The 14,209-nt window shown below is 61.6% G+C and carries 14 protein-coding genes; 6 read left to right on the forward strand and 8 right to left on the reverse strand.

Annotation, left to right across the window (positions count from 1 at the left end; all coding sequences use genetic code 11):
• The first annotated feature begins 43 nt into the window (after positions 1 to 43).
• Complete coding sequence (locus ACOMD9_RS04685) at positions 44 to 427, forward strand: NifB/NifX family molybdenum-iron cluster-binding protein (RefSeq protein WP_421412399.1); 384 nt, start codon at positions 44 to 46, stop codon at positions 425 to 427.
• Positions 428 to 482: 55 nt separating this feature from the next.
• Here ACOMD9_RS04685 and ACOMD9_RS04690 read toward each other — a convergent pair whose 3' ends face one another.
• On the reverse strand, positions 483 to 815 hold the full coding sequence (locus ACOMD9_RS04690) for an antibiotic biosynthesis monooxygenase family protein (protein ID WP_421412400.1): 333 nt from the start codon (positions 813 to 815) through the stop codon (positions 483 to 485).
• A gap of 97 nt (positions 816 to 912) precedes the next feature.
• Positions 913 to 1,587 (reverse strand): 5'-methylthioadenosine/S-adenosylhomocysteine nucleosidase, encoded by a 675-nt coding sequence (locus ACOMD9_RS04695; RefSeq protein WP_421412401.1) that lies wholly within the window; start codon positions 1,585 to 1,587, stop codon positions 913 to 915.
• 254 nt (positions 1,588 to 1,841) lie between these two features.
• On the opposite strand from ACOMD9_RS04695, the gene ACOMD9_RS04700 reads away from it, so the two are divergent.
• Positions 1,842 to 2,474, forward strand: coding sequence for an SDR family oxidoreductase (locus tag ACOMD9_RS04700; protein ID WP_421412402.1), 633 nt, complete (start codon positions 1,842 to 1,844; stop codon positions 2,472 to 2,474).
• Between the two features lie 383 nt (positions 2,475 to 2,857).
• Here the strand turns inward: ACOMD9_RS04700 and folD are convergent, their stop codons facing one another.
• From folD to ACOMD9_RS04720, 4 genes are all read right to left on the reverse strand, one after another.
• A complete protein-coding gene (gene folD, locus ACOMD9_RS04705; protein ID WP_421412668.1) occupies positions 2,858 to 3,718 on the reverse strand; it encodes a bifunctional methylenetetrahydrofolate dehydrogenase/methenyltetrahydrofolate cyclohydrolase FolD in 861 nt (286 codons plus the stop codon).
• Between the two features lie 14 nt (positions 3,719 to 3,732).
• A complete protein-coding gene (gene purU / locus ACOMD9_RS04710; RefSeq protein ID WP_421412403.1) occupies positions 3,733 to 4,608 on the reverse strand; it encodes a formyltetrahydrofolate deformylase in 876 nt (291 codons plus the stop codon).
• A 142-nt stretch (positions 4,609 to 4,750) separates the two neighbouring features.
• Positions 4,751 to 5,227 carry a methylenetetrahydrofolate reductase C-terminal domain-containing protein gene (locus tag ACOMD9_RS04715; RefSeq protein WP_421412404.1) on the reverse strand — a complete coding sequence of 159 codons (477 nt, stop codon included), beginning with the start codon at positions 5,225 to 5,227 and terminating at the stop codon, positions 4,751 to 4,753.
• Positions 5,228 to 5,433: 206 nt separating this feature from the next.
• Complete coding sequence (locus tag ACOMD9_RS04720; RefSeq protein WP_421412405.1) at positions 5,434 to 6,603, reverse strand: glycine cleavage T C-terminal barrel domain-containing protein; 1,170 nt, start codon at positions 6,601 to 6,603, stop codon at positions 5,434 to 5,436.
• Between the two features lie 522 nt (positions 6,604 to 7,125).
• Here ACOMD9_RS04720 and ACOMD9_RS04725 point away from each other — a divergent pair.
• Positions 7,126 to 8,421, forward strand: a complete 1,296-nt coding sequence (locus ACOMD9_RS04725; RefSeq protein WP_421412406.1) for an MFS transporter — start codon at positions 7,126 to 7,128, stop codon at positions 8,419 to 8,421.
• A 204-nt stretch (positions 8,422 to 8,625) separates the two neighbouring features.
• Here ACOMD9_RS04725 and ACOMD9_RS04730 read toward each other — a convergent pair whose 3' ends face one another.
• Together ACOMD9_RS04730 and ACOMD9_RS04735 are read right to left on the reverse strand one after the other, a co-directional pair.
• Complete coding sequence (locus ACOMD9_RS04730; protein ID WP_421412407.1) at positions 8,626 to 9,117, reverse strand: Lrp/AsnC family transcriptional regulator; 492 nt, start codon at positions 9,115 to 9,117, stop codon at positions 8,626 to 8,628.
• A gap of 166 nt (positions 9,118 to 9,283) precedes the next feature.
• Positions 9,284 to 10,708 (reverse strand): dihydrolipoyl dehydrogenase, encoded by a 1,425-nt coding sequence (locus ACOMD9_RS04735; protein ID WP_421412408.1) that lies wholly within the window; start codon positions 10,706 to 10,708, stop codon positions 9,284 to 9,286.
• A 362-nt stretch (positions 10,709 to 11,070) separates the two neighbouring features.
• Here ACOMD9_RS04735 and ACOMD9_RS04740 point away from each other — a divergent pair, with 362 nt between their 5' ends.
• From ACOMD9_RS04740 to ACOMD9_RS04750, 3 genes are all read left to right on the forward strand, one after another.
• Entirely contained in the window at positions 11,071 to 11,520 is a 450-nt protein-coding gene (locus ACOMD9_RS04740) for an OsmC family protein (protein WP_421412409.1), read from the forward strand.
• A gap of 26 nt (positions 11,521 to 11,546) precedes the next feature.
• A complete protein-coding gene (locus ACOMD9_RS04745; RefSeq protein WP_421412410.1) occupies positions 11,547 to 12,356 on the forward strand; it encodes an enoyl-CoA hydratase in 810 nt (269 codons plus the stop codon).
• A gap of 164 nt (positions 12,357 to 12,520) precedes the next feature.
• The gene (locus tag ACOMD9_RS04750; protein ID WP_421412411.1) at positions 12,521 to 14,161 is read left to right on the forward strand and encodes an acyl-CoA synthetase; all 1,641 of its coding nucleotides are present in this window, start codon (positions 12,521 to 12,523) and stop codon (positions 14,159 to 14,161) included.
• Positions 14,162 to 14,209: the final 48 nt, after the last annotated feature.

Raw genomic sequence — 14,209 nt, forward strand, 5'->3', positions numbered from 1 at the left:
CGTCGATCGATGGTCGGTGTCGGTGGCGAACGGGAGGAATCGAATGATGGTCTTGGCTGTTCCGATGAACACGCAAGGGCGAGTGTCAGGGCATCTCGGCAAGGCGCCGCATCTGCTGGTGCTCGACGACCATGAGGCTCGCCGGATCGATAATCCGATGGACGCCGGCACCTGCAGCGGTCGCTGCAAGCTGCTGGAAGCCCTGGAGCAGGCGGGCGTGACGCACCTGCTGGTTCGACAGATCGGCCAGCGGACGCTGGGGCGGTTCCTCAGAGCGGGGCTGAAGGTGTACCGGCTGCCCCGCGGAATGACGGCGCGCCCCGAGCGCGGCGATATTCCGGAGGGGGCCGAGGAGCTGGTCGCGGCGGCGCAGGGGCGTCCCTCCAGGCCGCGTGCCGATCACCAGCACGGCGGCTGCGGAGCCTGATCCCGGCCGACCCGCCTTGCCAGCGCCTCGGACTTCACGCCAGGCACTCCCGAATTCAGGCCTCGTCGGCGTCACCGATCGTCTGGATGACCTCGAAACCCTCGAATGTCGGCGGGCCCAGGTAGAGCCCCTCGCGCCGGCTCTGGCCGGCATTGGCGTGCGCCGCGCGAAAGGCCTCGGAGTGCGTCCAGGCCTCGAAGTCCTCGCGCGAGCGCCAGACGGTGTGGGAGGCGTAGAGCACGTGATCCTCCTTCTCGGGGCCGCGCAGCATGTGGAACTCGACGAAGCCGGGCAGGCCCTGCAGGTGCGTTTCCCGCTCCAGCCAGATCTGCTCGAACTCTTCCACTCTCTCGGGGTTGACTCGGAAACGGTTCATGGCGATGAACAAGGCGCACTCTCCCATGGCCAGGTGGATGGTCGTGTCCGGCTGACGATGACACCATGCCCCGAGCGAGGCAAGCTGGCGCAGGGGCTCCCGGCCGCCGTCAGGGGGTGTCCCCGACAGCCGGCTCCAGGAGGCCTTCGGCGATCGCCTCGCCGAGGCGGTCGACGGCGGTGGCCAGTTTCTCGTCGATCACGTGGAGGTATGCCGTCCAGTCGTCGACGTGGCGCAGTTCCGTCCTGCCGTCCGAGATGCCGCGCAGGATGACGAGTGGCACACCGAAGCGCATGCAGGCGCGCAGGCAGGCATAGCTTTCCATGTCCACCATCTCGGCGGCGATGGCGTCATAGGCCGAGCCCGAGACGATGTTGGCACCGGTCGACAGCGAGGCCTCCCGAATGCCGGGCACGCGCAGGGGCAGCGGGAGGGTCGCCGGCAGGTCGAGAAAGGGCGTGGCGCCCTTTTCGAAGCCCAGGGGGGAGGCGTCCATGTCGCGGTAGGAGACGCCGGTCGCCTGGTAGATCTCGGTCTGTTCGAGAACCCGGCTGCCGGCCGATCCCAGCGACACCACGAGGTGCGGCAGGCGCTCGTCCCGGGCGAGGGTGGCCAGCGCGGCGCTGAGCTCGACGGCCGCCTCGACCGGCCCGACGCCGGTCATGAGCGGCTCGATTCGCCGCTTGAGGTGCGGACCGTATTCGGCGTCGGCCGCCATCACGAAGAGGATGTCGCGGCCGCCCAGGGGCGTCATCGGCGGCGGTGTGCGATGCGCCGGGCTCACCTTCCGAGCCCCTTGTGGCAGCGCTCACAGGCGTTGGCGAGTGCCGTGCGGAATGCCGCGGCGTGGGTCGGGGTCTCGAACTCCCCCGCTCTCGCGGGGATGACCGGAAAACGGTCAAGGGCACTGAACACGGCAGACTCTCCTCGTGGATGGATGGGCAGGACCTTCCGGTGGACGATGACACCCTGGCTCATCAGCGGCAAGATGGCACGAGCGATGCCGAGCCCATTCAGTCCACAACCTGGAGAAGCGTCATGACGACCCTGGTGATCGGTGCCAATGGACAGATTGGCCGCCAGTTCTGTGCGCTGGCCCATGAGGCCGGCGAGCCCATCCGTGCCATGATCCGCAGCCCGGCGCAGCAGCCCTGGTTCGAGCAGCACGGCATCGAGACGGTGATCGCCGACCTGGAGGGCGACTTCGCGGACGCCTTCGACGGCTGTGACCAGGTGCTCTTCACCGCCGGCTCCGGTCCGCATACCGGCCCCGACAAGACCCTGCTGATCGACCTCTATGGCGCCATCCGCGCCGTCGATGCGGCCCGCGAGCATGGCCTATCGCGCTTCCTGATGGTCAGCGCCATGCGTGCCGAGGATCCCCAGGCGGCTCCCGAGAAGCTGCGCCCCTACATGGCCGCCAAGTTCGCCGCCGACGCCTACCTGCGCTGTGCCGGCGTGCCCCATGTGATCCTCAAGCCGGGCCGGCTCACCGACGAGCCCGCCAGCGAGCGGGTCGCCGCCTCCCTTGAGGAGACCGGCGGAGAGAACACCGTCTCCCGCGCCAACGTCGCCCACGCCCTGCTGCACCTGGTGAAGGCGAGGGGGCTGGTCGATCGCGAGTTCGTGCTGCTCGACGGCGAGCGTACCATCGCCGAGGTCCTGGCATAGCGTGGGCGGCGGCCAGCCCCTCGTCGAGGGGCGCCGAGCACAAGCGGCTGGATGTCCGGCCAGGCTTCGCGCGGCTGGCGGGCGACCACCCGGCCGCGGAATCTGACGCCGCTGTTCGTCACCAAGCTGCGTCCCCACATGCGCGAGTTCCCGGTCAAGCGTGGCTTCGAGATGAAGCGAGCCGCGGCTCAGCCGTGGATGTAGCGCAGGCGGGCATCACGGCGCAGGCGCAGCATGGTGATCACGTTGGTCAGGAAGATCAGGCTCTCGGCGATGGTCCCGCCGAGCGTGCCACGGCATCTCTTGTCGCCCTGGAGGGGATCACTTCAGACGTCCCCGGTTGATGCCGGACATTCCTGGCGTGTGTGGGAGAGACCCGAAGGTCAGGCCAGCTGACGCCTTGCGGCACGTGTCGTATTCAACAGCAGGCAGGCGATTGTCATTGGACCCACGCCACCGGGTACCGGCGTCATGGCGCCAGCGACACGGGCAACCGATTCAAAATCCACATCACCCACGAGCTTTCGCTTGCCATCGACATCAATGGCGTTGATGCCGACATCGATGACCGTTGCACCAGGCTTGATCCAGTCAGCATTGATGAACCCCGCCCGGCCGACCGCCGCCACCACGATATCGGCATTGCGGCACAGTGATTCGATGTTCCTCGTTCGTGAATGTGCAATGGTGACAGTACAGTTTGCCTGTAGAAGCAGTGCCGCCATCGGCTTTCCCACGATATTGGAGCGCCCCACCACCACGACATTCTTGCCACCAAGGTCCGGGTGGATCTGGCGCAGCATGATCATGCAGCCCTGTGGCGTGCACGGCACCAGCGATGGCCGACCGGAAGCAAGCGCCCCGACGTTCAGTGGGTGAAAGCCATCGACATCCTTGGCCGGATGGATGGAAGCTATCACCTCATCCTCATCGAGATGTGACGGAAGTGGCAGTTGCACCAGAATGCCGTGCACCTTGGGATCCTTGTTCAGATCATCGATCAGCGCATTCAGGGTGTCCTGGGAGGTTTCGGCATCGAGGCGGTGCTCGATAGAACCCATCCCCGCCTCTGTCGCCCGCTTCACCTTGTTTCTCACATACACCTGGCTGGCGGGATCCTCCCCCACAAGCACGACAGCCAGCGTCGGCACGATGTCATGTTCGCCCTTGAGCAGCTCGACTTCAGAGGCGACTTCCTGCAAGACCTGGTCCGAGAGCTGTTTCCCGTCTATTAATTGAGTCATCATGCCCTCTGCTTCTATTTGAAAATGACGGTCTTGTTGCCCGAAAGAAATACACGGTTCTCCGTGTGCAGTTTAACAGCACTTGCCAGTGCCTTGGTTTCGGTGTCGCGGCCAAGGGCAACGAGTTCTTCCGGGTAGTAGGCATGATTGACGGGTAGCACGGACTGTTCGATGATCGGGCCTTCATCCAGATCGGCGGTCACATAGTGCGCAGTGGCACCGATCAGCTTGACACCACGCTCGAATGCCTGGTGATAAGGCTTGGCACCCTTGAATCCGGGCAGAAAGGAGTGATGGATGTTGATGGCCCGGCCGTGCAGCTGCTTGCATAGATTGTCGGACAGGACCTGCATGTAACGCGCCAGTACCACCAGCTCGGTTCCGGTCTCGTTGATGATATTGAGCAGCTCGGCTTCCTTTTCCAGTTTGGTTTCCTTTGTCACCGGCAGGTGGACAAATCTAAAGCCTTCACGCTCGACTAGCGGTTGGAGATCCAGGTGGTTGGATACCACCGCGGTGATATCGATGTTCAGTTCGCCCTTGTGATAACGGTAAAGAAGATCGACCAGGCAGTGGTCAAACCTGGATACCATGATCAAGACCCTGGTAGGGTGGCTGACTTCATGCATCGCCCACTCTATGCCATGCTTGTCTGCCAGCACATCAAATCCGGTACGGATGTCTTCGAAGGTGTAGCGGGAATCCGGGGTGATGTTGAACAATGTCCGCAAGAAGAACTGGCCGCTGATCTTGTCGTCGAATTGGGAGAGTTCCGCGATATAGCCGCCACGCTCCGTAATATAAGATGCGATCCCGGCAACGATACCAGGCGCAGTCTTGCAGCTGACAGTGAGGACGTATTGGTTGGAGTAGTCCGTGATTTGTCTCATGGCAGAAAACCTTTGTATAATGATGTTTGTTGGCTGATTCGCTGGCGGGAAGTTGATGTCTTTGGTGTTGTTTGTTCAGGCATCAGGGTGGATTGCCTGGCGGGTCGTTAACTATGGTTGACAAGACCCGCATCATTGAAGCTCACCTTGAAGCGCCCTTATAGTCTTGTGTCAGATTCGACGCGTTACGGGCTACACGCAGCCAGGACGAACTTCCCTCCTGGCTGTGATCAACGGGCAGTTGCACCACCTGGATCTTGTCGCCGCCTTTCATCTTCTGACTTCCCTCCCAGGCTTCGACCCAGACACATCGCATCTCCGAATTGACTTCACAGTTGCCGTTGGCGCGTACCCCACCACAAGGACCGTTGCGCAAGGATTTGGGGCAGTTCATGGGACATGACATTCCTGTAGAACTGAGGATGCACTGACCACACATCCTGCAGTCGAAAAGCAATCCCTTGCTGATCTTTTCCAGCTTGCTCACCGGCTTTTCTGCGCGCTGGTAGCCAACCGAATTCCAAAGCGGCTGCAACTTGACGACAACCGGTTCGAACATTCGGTATATGCCCTCGAGGAATCTTGCATGCCGCACGGCCCAGAGGCGAATGGAATACATATGTCTCTCCTTGCACGGCAGCGCCACTGTGGAGCTGATCATTGATCTCCGGATCCGTGAGGCACCCTGTTGATCTTTTTGAATCAACAATAAACTTCTCGCATGGTTCGGATAATCACTTTCCTGGGCAAGAAGTCGAAATTATAATATTACATGGGCGCTCACGGATGCAGGTGACTTTTCAAGTCGGCCGCTAGACCTGGTGTTCAAGCGGATGTGGCAATTTTCTTCTTGGGGTCGAAGAAGGGCTTTTCGACGACAACAGCCTTCACGGGCCCGGATGCGGTTGGAATTTCCAGTTCAGTCCCGATCGCGGCATGTTCAGTGGCAACCATGGCCAGCGCGATGTTCTGCTCGAGACGCGGGGAATAGACCGCAGACGTCACCTTTCCGACGGTTTCGCCATCCTTGCTGAGGGCCCAGTACCTGGTGTTGGGTCTCTTGAGGGGGGCCATGTCGATACGCAGGCCGACCTGCTTGCGACTCACGCCATTATCACGGATACGCTGCAATGCGGCCTTGCCGATAAACTCCGCCTCCATGTCCGGGTTCACCATACGGTCCATCCCGAGTTCGTAAGGATTGGTGTTGATGTCCGCGTCAGCGTGATAGGAGAGCATCCCACCTTCGATGCGGCGAATCGTGGAGGTATGACCAGGCTTCAACCCGAAGGGCGCACCTGCCGCCATGATCTTTTCCCAGAGTTCGTCGCCTCGCGTGCCGTCACGCAGATAAAGTTCATAACCCAGTTCGCTCGACCAGCCGGTGCGCGAGACAATCAGAGGGATGCCATCGAGCTCGATCTCGCGTAACCAGTAGTAGCGCAGATCCATGATGCTCTCGCCAAAGAGTTTCTTCATCACCTCGCCCGAGTTCGGGCCTTGTAATTGCAAGGGAGAAACGTCGGGTTCACGGATGCTGACATCCAGCCCGGCATGAGCCGCAATACCTTGCGCCCACAACAGGATGTCGCTGTCCGCCAGCGAGATCCAGAAGTGATTTTCTGCCAGCCGGAGCAGGATCGGATCATTGAGAATGCCTCCGTCCGCATTGGTGATGAGGATATATTTGCACTGTCCGACAGCCATTTCCGACAAGTCACGCGGGGTCAGGCTCTGCATGAACCTGGCCGCATCAGGGCCTGTGATTTCCACCTGCCGTTCGCCGGCAACATCACAAAGGATAGCCTCGTTCACGAGGTTCCAGAAATTCTGTTCCGGATCCCCGAAGTCGCGCGGAATATACATGTGGTTGTATACGGAAAAGCCCTTTGCCCCCCAGCGTACCGTTGCGTCAAAGTAGGGGGATTTTCGGATCTGTGTTCCGAAACCAAAGTCATCTTCCTTTTCCATGTCAGCTGAAGTAACATTTGTCATTGTAATTTCCTTTCGTCGTGTGAGGTTCGAGGGATTGCTCGAACTGGCTGATTTGGCACGACTCACTATAGGCTCACATGGCGCTGTGAAGCAGTCCAAAATCACTGTGAACTAGAACTGAACAGACCAGATTTTCACGGAAGACAGTCCATCTGGTCCGGTTCATCCGCACAAGGCCTCTTCGTCGTTACCCCCCTGCCCGGCTGCCGGGAGATCTGTCGTTGTGTCATGCTGAAGTCAAGACAGGGGTGGGTCTGATACCGTTGGGGCTCGAGCAGCCGGCGGTATCCCGGGCTCTGCTTAGCCTTCGTTGCAGAGCCGAGCAGGGACGGCGCTGGGGCTCCCTCCCTTGCCTGCTGCGCGAGGTTCGGGCGGTCAATCCATGAAACCAGGATGTGAGGGATGCATGGTGGTCAAGGAAAAGCGTGATATCGAGCATCAGCGGGGGAGCAACGCGCGGCAGGGGGAGCGTCAGGCTCCGGCATGGGGCGGAATCGTCGATGCTTGTCTTGCGGAGGCGCCATGAAGACGCTATCGAGCACAGGGTTTGCGATCTTCGGCGCAGCGCTGGTCGCGATCAGCTACGGGCTCGCGCGCTTCGCCTTCGGGCTTTTCGTGCCCCCTATCCGGGACGAGCTGGAACTCACGCCGTACGTGATCGGCATCATCGGTGCGCTGCCGCTCATCAGTTTCCTGCTGGCCACGGTGGTCGCGCCATTCATCACCGACCATCTCGGGGCCCGCAACACGGCGGTGCTCTCCGGTGCGTTCGGCGTCGGCGGCCTGACGCTGATCAGCCAGGCCTCCGACGCGCTGATGCTGGGCGTGGGGGTGTTTGCGTGCGGCATCTGCACCGGCCTGATGATGCCGGCGCTCACGGCCGCCATGCAGGCGCTGGTGAAACGCTCGATGCACGGGCGCGTCAGCTCGGTCATGAACGCGGGGACCAGCATCGGCGTGATCGTTGCCGTACCGACGGTGCTGTTCCTGGCCGGCGCCTGGCGTTTCGCGTACCTCTCCTTTGCCGTCCTGGCCGGTATCGGCGTCATCGCCGCGTGGCTCTTCCTGCCCTCGGTATCGCGGATCACGCCGGCGAACGCCGCGCCGCCGCCCCCGATCAGTGAACTGCCCTGGTCACGCCTTGTCAGGCTCTCGCTGTTTGCCTTCCTGATGGGCTTCATCTCCTCCGCGTACTGGATCTTCGCGCCTGACCTGGTGGTCACCCTCGGCGGCCTGCCGTCCGGCGCCACCGGATGGCTCTGGCTCTCGGTGGGCATCGCCGGCCTCGGCGGGGCCGTGGTGGCCGACCTGGCCGATCGCAACAACCCACCCATCACGCAGGCACTGATGCTGATGATGCTGGCCGCGAGCCTGGCACTGCTTGCCGCCAGCCCGGGTCAGTCATTGCTGGCGGCCTTTTCTGCGCTGGTCTTCGGCCTGGCCTACATGAGCCTGACGGGGCTCTATCTCATGACCGGCATCCGCCTGTTGCCGGGCCGGCTGTCGATGGGGCCGGTACTGCCCTTCATGGCGGTATCGCTGGGGCAGGCGTCGGGCTCGCCTGTCGTCGGCGGGCTGGTGGACTCCTTCGGCTACGCCGATGCCTTTGCCATGTTCGCCGCGCTCGGCATCCTGGTGGCGATCCTGTCGCCTTTCTACCCGGGCCACATCGCCCAGGCCGAGGAGGACGAGGAGGACACCGGCCTCCAGGCGGCGTACGATCACCAGCTCCAGGACGAGGAGGGCGAGCCACTGGAGCCCGTTGTGGATGAGGCTGAAAATGCGGACGAAGCTGAAAAGCCCGCCGTCAACCCATGACGGCGGCCTTGGGGTATCCGGGCACCTGAGCCGTTCCCCGGGCATAAATGAGCCGGTAACCGATACCCGGCTCATTTCCCCTATCGATCACACAGCGTCTCGGCGACCGCTCGGACCTCGTATCGGCGATCTGCCAGAGGTCGGTCCTCCTGGGGGCTGCCGAAAGGGTATCGAAGCCTGTCGCCGAACCCTTGCGCTTCCGCTTCAATTTCCCGATTCAGACATCAGGCAGGCAAGTTTGGGTTGGGTCGATTTTATGTCTCTGGTCGCGATGTAAGTCATGTAGCGTTCGATTCCCAGTTCCGCTGAAAGAAGTTCTTCCATTACCTGCTGAAAGGCGGAAAGGCTGGGCGCGACGACTTTCAAGACGTAATCCATGCCGCCGCCCGTCGCTATGCATTCGATGATTTCATCGACTTGACCGATATAAGCCTCGAAGCGTTCGAAAGCCGATTTCTGATGACCCTTCAGCGAAATGGTCACAATGACTTTAGAGACATTCACGATCTTGTCCAGCGAGATGTCCGCATGATATCCACGTATCAGGCCAGCTTCCTTCAATCGGTTGAAGCGAATCCAACATGGCGTCGGAGAAAGGTTGACCAGCTCTGAAAGCTTGATCTTGCTGAGCTGCCCGTGTTGCTGTACTGCGCAAAGGATACGTATGTCTGCAGCATCAAGAGTAACTTTCCTCATGTATCCTCAACCTCTATTGTGACTCCCGAAAGAGGGGCCGTCGTCGTTTCATCCGGATTTGGCCTGAGTGCACAGTCTAGATCATTGCGATGACATTGGCCTCGTTACGGCAGACACATGGACTGATCGAGATGCTGCGATTCCGCGCCACGATGAATGAGTCGGGTCAATGGCTCATGCTTTCGGTTGCGTGACGCCTGCACTTGTCCCGAGCGTCGATCAAGACGTCCCGTAACAGCTCTTCGGCGCTGGGATGGTAGACCGGCATCGCCAGGACCTGCTCTGCCGTCATGCCGTGCGTGATGGCCAGGGCAAACAGGTGCGCCAGGTGTTCCGCCTTGTACCCAAGCAGCTCGGCGCCCAGTATCACACCGGTTTTCGCGTCCAGGTAGACCTGGATGCGCCCTTCGACCTTGTTCCAGACCACATGGCGAGGACTGGTAAACGGCAGGTCGCCAATGACGATCTCCTGTCCCTCGAGTTGTCGGAAGCTCTGGCCGATGGTGGCGATCTGCGGATCGGTGAAGGCCACCATCAGCGGCGGTCTACGCTGAGCAGGCACCGGGTTCGGGTAGTTCAAGGCATTATCGGCGGCAATACGCCCCTCATCGAAGGCTTCGTGCCACAACGGCAGGTGGTCGGTCACATCGCCGGCGATAAAAACAGGAAGGTGCGAGCAGCGCATCGTCTGCGGGTCGAATGTCACCGCGCCCGCCTCGGTGACTTCCACGCCCGTATGCTCCATACCCAGACGGTCCACGTTGGGGATCCTCCCCGTGGCCACCAGTACCCTGTCGAACACCCTGGTGACCCGCTCTCCGTTCGGTTGCTCAAACTCGATCCAGGCGCCATCAGCGTCCTCCCGGGTGCTCACCACCTGGCCGACGGGGTAGATGTCCAGTTCGGAGTCGAAGAGATCGAGCGCTTGCTGCTGCATGGCCGGATGGGTGAGGGCGTTGATCCTTCCGGAGCGGCCGTAGATTGTCGTCTCGACGCCCAGTCGATGGAGTGCCTGCCCCAGTTCCAGCGCAATCACGCCCGTACCGATCACGGCGATCGAGCGGGGCAGGTCCTCCAACTCGAAGACCGTATCGCTGGTGAGGACGCGGGCCATGACCGGCTCAAACACCTTGCCGACCGCGGGCCTGGAGCCGCAGGCGAGGATGAACTTCTTCGCATTGACCTCGACCGATTCACCCACCCTGAGGCGCCCCGGTCCGATAAACCGGGCGCGCCCCTCGAGCTTGTGGTGGGCCGGAATCTTGTCGACGTAGCGCAGATTGTTGGCGACGAATCGATTATCTCGCTCTCGGCGCAACCGTTCGAAGACCTTGCGGCCATCCACGCGACCCGTCGCTGTCACCCCGAAGAACTCGCTGGTGTTCAAGTGGTGCGCGTAATCGGCAGCGGTGATCATCAGCTTGCTGGGCATGCAGCCGACTCGTGCACAGGTAGTGCCGTAGGGGCCGTCCTGGATCATCACCAGGCTGTCGGTCTGGCGGCTGATCCTCGAGTAGGCGCCCAGCCCGGCGGTGCCGGCGCCGATGATGGCGTATTCAACATTCAGGGTCTTCATGGCAGGTTCGCTCATGCGGTGCCTCATCGTAGAAGGTGTGCTGAATGATCAAAGGCTGGCGAAGTGGTGGTTAAAGGATTGTGTTGGCTTGAGTGAGATGGATGAAATGTCGTCAGCCCAAGGCAGGCTATGCGGGGCCTTTCAAGCGGTAAAGCGATAGGTTCTCAGCATTTGGGTTACTTTTTCTCATCCATGGGGTGGCCTGGCGGTCCGGGGCCACCCCTTGGTGCGAGATGGTGGTGCACCAGGGCCCACTCTCCGGGGCTTGCAAGGCCTCACGTTAGCCAGGCTAATCCAACTGCTTAGAAATCGTCGCTTTCCGGGCGTTTCCCGGATCACATACGATTCAGGCAGATTCGCAGACAGGAAACCTAACCATGTCAGTCCATCAGTCCGCCATCCGTTGGCAGCGAAACCCACACGAAGCCGATGTCAGTACGTACTCGCGCAACCATCAGGTCATATTGAATGGTGGCCAGCAGCTCAATGTTTCCGCATCGGCTGAGTTCAAGGGTGATTCAAGCTGCGCCGATCCGGAACAGATGCTGGTCAGCGCCGTGTCCAGCTGTCATATGCTGTTCTTTCTGGCGATCGCCGATTTCCAGGGCTATCAGGTCGAATCCTATTACGACGATCCCGTCGGTCACCTGGAACGCAACGACAGGAAAGGGATGGAGGTGACGCGTATTGTGCTGTCACCGCGCATCACCTTCGGCGGCGATAACATGCCGAATCAGGACGCGATATCCAGGATTCACGCCGGCGCCCATCGTAACTGTTTTATCCGTAACTCGATCACCGCCGAGGTGACGGTCAACCACCTGTAACCAGCCATCGCTGGCGGGAGTCATTCATGAATCACAGCCAGAATTCGGAAAGTATCCTGCTCAGAGCGGATAAGGACGGGGCTGTCACTCTCACGTTGAATCGGCCGGACAAGTTCAACACCCTTTCCGAGGCGATGCTGACCGCGTTGCTGCAGGAGCTGGACGCGATCGCCGCCGACCCTGCCGTTCGCTGTGTGGTGATCGGTGCCAAGGGACGGGGATTCTGTGCCGGTCACGACCTGCGGGAGATGCGTGCCAACCCTGACCAATCCTATTACCAGGCGCTGTTCCGTCGCTGCAGCCGAGTGATGCAGAGTATCGTCGCGCTGCCGGTGCCGGTCATCGCCAACGTCCAGGGCATGGCCACGGCGGCGGGGTGCCAGCTGGTGGCCAGCTGCGACCTGGCCATCGCCGCCCGGTCGGCCAGCTTCGCGGTATCGGGCATCAACGTGGGCCTGTTCTGTTCGACCCCCGCCGTGGCGCTGTCACGCAACATATCCCCCAAGCGGGCATTCGACATGCTGGTATCAGGCCACTTCATCGATGCGGAGACAGCATTGGAGTGGGGGCTTTTGAGTGTCGTCACCGATGATGCCGACCTGGACGCTGCCGTTGACGACAAGGTGGCACAGATCCTGAGCAAGAGCCCTGCGGCGGTGCGCTTTGGAAAGTCCATGTTCCACCACCAGCGTCAGATGGCCCTGGAGGACGCCTACGACTTCGCCGGCGATGTGATGGCCGAGAACATGTTGAGCCCTGACGCGGGCGAGGGGATCGATGCCTTTCTCGCCAAGCGCAAGCCCATCTGGGAGCAGCCAGGCCTGCACGTCAGATAACCGCGATACCGGTCAGGCCGCGGATCGAGGGCGGCGTGGCCGGTGATATGCCGGGTGACAGCTGAACAGCCAGTTTTCGGACAGAGCCTGGTGGCTTGTGCCGCCGCCGTGCCGGTTGAAACGCCGGGTCATGAACCCTCCCTTACAACAACAGGGGTTACACCATGAGTGACATTTGCCATTTCAATGAGGCTCTCGAGAAAACGGCGGCGAATCATGTACCGCTGTCACCCTTGAGCTTCATCAAGCGGGCTGCTGCCGTTTATCCCGACAGGACGGCGCTGATCTACAACGAGACGCGTTACAGCTGGCAGCAGACCTATGCCCGCTGTTGTCGACTGGCATCCATGCTGAGACATTTCGGCATCGAAAGGGGCGACACGGTGGCCGTCATGTTGCCGAACGTCCCGGCCATGTACGAAGCCCACTTCGGGGTTCCCATGGTGGGAGCGGTGTTGAATGCGATCAACATTCGCCTGGATCCGGAGGCGGTGGCCTTTATCCTCGAACATAGCCGCTCGCGCCTGCTGCTGGTGGACCCCGAGTACGTGGACGTGGTCGAGAAGGCTCTGGCGCGGCTGGAAGGGCCGGCGCCCAGGGTGATCAACGTATCGGACCCGAGCCAGGGCGAAGAGCGCCTGATCGGCGACCTGGAGTACGAGGCGTTGCTGGCCGAGCAGCCGGCGCTGGACGACTGGCAGCTGCCGGTCGACGAGTGGGATGCGATTGCGCTGGGGTACACCTCCGGCACCACCGGCAACCCCAAGGGGGTCGTCACCCACCATCGGGGCGCCTACCTGAATGCGGTCAGCAACGTGCTCTCCTGGACCTTGCCGTCCGGTGTGGTCTACCTGTGGACCCTGCCGATGTTTCACTGCAACGGTTGGTGCTTCCCGTGGACGCTGGCGGCGATCGGCGGGACCAACGTCTGCCTGCGCCGGGTCGACCCGGAGGTGATCCTTCGCCTGATCAGGCAGCATCGGGTCAGCCACTACTGCGGTGCGCCCATCGTCCACTCGATGATCGCCGATGCTGCCGGCGCTGCGCAGGAGCCGATCGACCATGGGGTGTCGGGGCTGATCGCCGGTGCGGCGCCGCCGGCGTCCGTGCTGGAGCGGATGGAGAAGCTCGGTGTCGAGCTCACCCACGTCTACGGGCTGACCGAGACCTACGGCCCCGCGTCGGTGTGTGCCAAGCAGGATGGCTGGGACCAACGCCCCCTGGAGGAGCGGGTCCGGCTCAATGGACGCCAGGGGGTCACCTATCCCCTGCAGGAGAGCATCGCGGTACTCGACCCGACCACGCTGGAGCCCGTCCCTGCCGACGGTGAGACGGTGGGCGAGATCATGTTTCGAGGTAACATCATCATGAAGGGGTATCTGCGTAACGAGGCCGCGACCCGCGAAGCCTTTGCCGGCGGCTGGTTTCACTCCGGTGACCTGGCCGTGGTGGAATCGGATGGCTACATCAAGATTCGCGACCGACTGAAGGACGTGATCATCTCGGGCGGGGAAAACATCTCCTCGATGGAGGTCGAGGAGATCATCCAGCGGCATGAAGCGGTCGAACTCGCGGCGGTCGTGGCGATGGTGGATGCCAGGTGGGGGGAAGTTCCCGCGGCCTTCGTCCAGTTGCGCCCCGGCAGCGAGCTGAGCGAAGACGCCTTGATCGGCTTCTGCAGGGAGAATATCAGTCGCTTCAAGGCGCCCAAGAAGGTGATCTTCGGACCCTTGCCGACCACCCCCACGGGGAAGATCCAGAAGTTCCTGCTGCGCAAGCAGCTCGAGACCAGCCTGTCAGCCTGAGTGGATCGAGGATGCGGCGTTGCAGCGGTGGCTCTGGCGGCGTGAGGG

The sequence above is a fragment of the Halomonas terrestris genome, from assembly GCF_049166755.1.
Classification (GTDB): Bacteria; Pseudomonadota; Gammaproteobacteria; order Pseudomonadales; family Halomonadaceae; genus Halomonas.